Below are 3,351 nucleotides of genomic sequence, written 5' to 3' on the forward strand. Positions count from 1 at the left end.
CGACGGCAACGACCACATCATCTACGAGACGGATACCGGCTGGCTCTATTATGACAGCAACGGCAGTGCGGCTGGCGGCTCAACCCATTTCGCCACGCTGGCCGCAAACCTTGCGCTCACCAACGCCGATTTCGTGGTGATTTAGCCAGGTAGATTTTCACGCTCGCACAGCCAAATGAAATCGGCTGTAAATGATCGTCACCGGACAAGGGTTGAACCCAGACGGTCGCCAACACAAGGCTATCAGGTCGCCTGCGCCAGCAGCGCCTCGACCTCCTGCAGCGTCGGCATGGACGGCGCGGTGCCGGGTCGCGTCACGGAAATGCCGGCAACCGCGCAGGCAAACCGCACCGCCTGCAGCGGCTCGACACCGCGAGACAGCGCTGCGGCGAGGCCTCCGTTGAAGGCGTCGCCCGCCCCCGTGGTCTCGACAACCGGCCCCGCACCAACAGCAGGAACATGGTCGGAGCGGTTCTTGGAGTGCAAAAGCGCGCCCTTGTCACCAAGCGTGACGATGACCGTGCCGACGCCCTTTTCGATCAGGCTTGCGGCGGCGGCGCGCGCCTCATCGAGCGAGGAGACCTTCATCCCGGTCAATTCCTCCGTCTCCGTCTCGTTGGGCGTGAGATAGTCGCACAGCGTGTAGATGCGGTCAGGAAGTTTTGCCGCCGGGGCCGGGTTGAGGATGGTCGTCACCCCTGCCCCGCGCGCGATCTCCAGCGCCCGCAGCGCGGCATCGATCGGTTGTTCGAGCTGGGTGACGAAGACGCCCGCGCTGCTGATCAGCGTGGCATTGGCTTCAATATCGGCCGGCGAAATCAGCATCGCCGCGCCGGGACTGACGATGATGGCGTTGTTGCCGGTCGTCTCCTCGACGAAGATGTAGGCAGCGCCGGTATAGCTTTCCGGCGTGTCGATGACGGCATCCTTGACGCCCGCGCCGGCCCAGGTCTGCCTCGCCATGTCGGCGAAGGGATCGACGCCGAGGCGGGTGAGGAAGGTGACGTCGGCGCCGAGCTTGCCGGCGGCCACCGCCTGGTTCGAGCCCTTGCCGCCCGGCCCCAGCTTGAACGAGTTGCCGAGGATCGTCTCGCCCATGCGTGGCTGGCGATCAGCGCGGTAGGCGGTGTCGGCGACGAACACGCCAAGGATGACGACAGGCTTGCCCGAAACCATGCCGCTACTCCGCATCCGGCGGCACAACGCCCTTGCGGAAGGCGAAGCAGCCATAGAAGCGGCGCTCACCGGTCTGGATGACGCAATAAGCCTGCTTGGCGCGCTCGTAGAAAGCGTAGCGCTCGACCGCGATCATCGGCCACGATTTGCCTTCGGCCTTGTCGATTTCCTTCTGCACTTCCTTCTGCACGGGCGGGATCTCGTCGGGCTTGCCGACGATCTCCATGCGCGCCGCGGCATCGTCGACGAACGTGTCCAGCGGGTAGAGCGACAGCACGGCCTTGGCCACGTCGGCGGCCGGCGCATCGATGCGCAGCAGGCGGCCCAGCGCCGTCTGGCGCGCCACCGAATCGGCCGGAAAATTGGTGTCGGCGATGATCAAATCATCGCCATGGCCCATCGCCCGCAATGCCTGCAGCACGTCGGCATTGAGCAACGGATTGATCCCTTTGAGCATGGTATTCCTCGTGAAGTCGGTTGGAGATCAGAGACGCTTGCCGGTCTCGGCGTCGAAGAGATGGATCTGGTCGAGCCGTGGCTTCAAGGTAAGCGTGTCGCCCGGCTTGAAGTCGTGGCGTTCGCGAAACAGTGCCACCATCTCACCCTCGCCGAAGCGCAGGAACACCAGCGTTTCCGAGCCCGTCGGCTCGACCACCGAAATCCTCGCCGGCACGCCATCGGGATGGATCTCGAGATGCTCCGGCCGCACGCCGTAGACGACGGCTTGCCCGTCCTTCGCGGCGTTGTCCGATGCAATCGGGAACAGTGAGCCTGATATCTCGACGCCGGCCTTGCCACCCTTGCGCATAGTGCCCTTGAGCAGGTTCATCGAAGGCGAGCCGATGAAGCCGGCGACGAAAAGATTGGCCGGCCGGTCGAACAGTTCCAGCGGCGCGCCGACCTGCTCGATGCGGCCGTCGCGCATGACGACGATCTTGTCGGCCATTGTCATGGCCTCGATCTGGTCGTGGGTGACGTAGATGGTGGTGGTCTTCAGCCGCTGGTGCAATTCCTTGATCTCGGTGCGCATCTGAACGCGCAGCTTGGCGTCGAGGTTGGACAGCGGCTCGTCAAACAGGAACACCTGCGGATTGCGCACGATGGCGCGGCCCATCGCCACGCGCTGGCGCTGGCCGCCTGAGAGCTGCCGGGGATAGCGCTTCAGGTAGGGATTGAGGTCGAGGATGTCGGCGGCGCGCTYGACCCGCTCGGCGACCACGGCTGGATCGGTTTTCCGCAGCTTGAGCGCAAAGGCCATGTTCTGCTCGACCGTCTTGTGCGGATAGAGCGCGTAGTTCTGGAACACCATGGCGATGTCGCGCTTGGCCGGCGGCAAATGATTGACGATGCGGTCGCCGATGGCGATCGTGCCCCCGGAGACGGTCTCCAGCCCGGCCACCATCCTGAGCAGCGTGGACTTGCCGCAACCCGAAGGACCAACCAGCACCACGAACTGTCCGTCAGCGATATCGACGCTGACTTCGTGCAGAACCTTGACGGTTCCAAACGCCTTGGCCACCTTGCTGATTGCGACTTGCGCCATATCTCCCCCATCGGCTCCACTGCCGTAGGCGCAGAAGCTAACCAACGCAATCGGTCAGGGCAAGTCAGTCTCTTATAGATAAAAACCTACCCTCGTTGACACGGCGTTTGGTTGTGAGAATAGTGACGAGTGCTGGTCCAAAGTCGGAACCAGATCCGCAATCGGAGCTTCAATCGACGCAGGGTGGGGTCCTGCTAATTCGTTTCCGAGCCGGACGTATCGCTGGCGCTCCAGCGACCGACAGAATGGCCACATCCATTCACACTGATTTCTGGGAGGAATAGTCGATGAGAACAGGTCTTTACGATAAACTGGTGCGTGCCGGCGCCACAAGGCGCGACATCTTGAAGGGCGCGGCCAGCATGGCTGCGATTGCGGCCGCATCCGGCGCCGGGCTCGGCGCTTTCACCCGGCCGGCTTCCGCCGCAAGCGAACTGCGCTCCAAAATCCTGCAGATCCCCGGCGTGGGCAAAGGTCAGCCGACCGACGCCGACTTCYAGAAGGTCGGTGAACTCTGCCTCGAGGCGACCAAGGCCAACGTCAAGGAAGGCGAATTCGCCGGTGTCGAGCTGACCTTCATGGGTCTCAACAACCAGAACCTGCACAATGTGCTGTTCCGCGGCTTCCTGAAG

3 protein-coding genes and 1 pseudogene are annotated in these 3,351 nt (G+C 63.2%); 1 reads left to right on the forward strand and 3 read right to left on the reverse strand.

What is annotated here, in order from left to right; translation table 11 throughout:
* Positions 1-243 precede the first annotated feature (243 nt).
* From rbsK to ACXJ7R_RS28115, 3 genes are read right to left on the reverse strand one after another with little or no spacing between them, the layout of a single operon-like run.
* A complete protein-coding gene (gene rbsK, locus ACXJ7R_RS28105) occupies positions 244-1,176 on the reverse strand; it encodes a ribokinase (protein WP_457154673.1) in 933 nt (310 codons plus the stop codon).
* A gap of 4 nt (positions 1,177-1,180) precedes the next feature.
* Positions 1,181-1,633: an RbsD/FucU family protein gene (locus ACXJ7R_RS28110; RefSeq protein ID WP_457154674.1), complete on the reverse strand. Its 453-nt coding sequence runs from the start codon at positions 1,631-1,633 to the stop codon at positions 1,181-1,183.
* A gap of 27 nt (positions 1,634-1,660) precedes the next feature.
* Entirely contained in the window at positions 1,661-2,719 is a 1,059-nt protein-coding gene (locus ACXJ7R_RS28115; protein ID WP_457154675.1) for an ABC transporter ATP-binding protein, read from the reverse strand.
* Between the two features lie 287 nt (positions 2,720-3,006).
* Between ACXJ7R_RS28115 and ACXJ7R_RS28120 the strand changes: the two are divergent.
* A pseudogene (locus ACXJ7R_RS28120) lies at positions 3,007-3,351 on the forward strand (sugar ABC transporter substrate-binding protein); the annotation flags it as partial.

It is taken from the genome of Mesorhizobium sp. P5_C1, from assembly GCF_054049815.1.

Coding starts and splice junctions, on each gene's coding strand:
- rbsK (WP_457154673.1), bottom strand. CDS start 1,176: ATGGTTTCGGGCAAGCCTGTCGTCATCCTTGGCGTGTTCGTCGCCGAC.
- ACXJ7R_RS28110 (WP_457154674.1), bottom strand. CDS start 1,633: ATGCTCAAAGGGATCAATCCGTTGCTCAATGCCGACGTGCTGCAGGCA.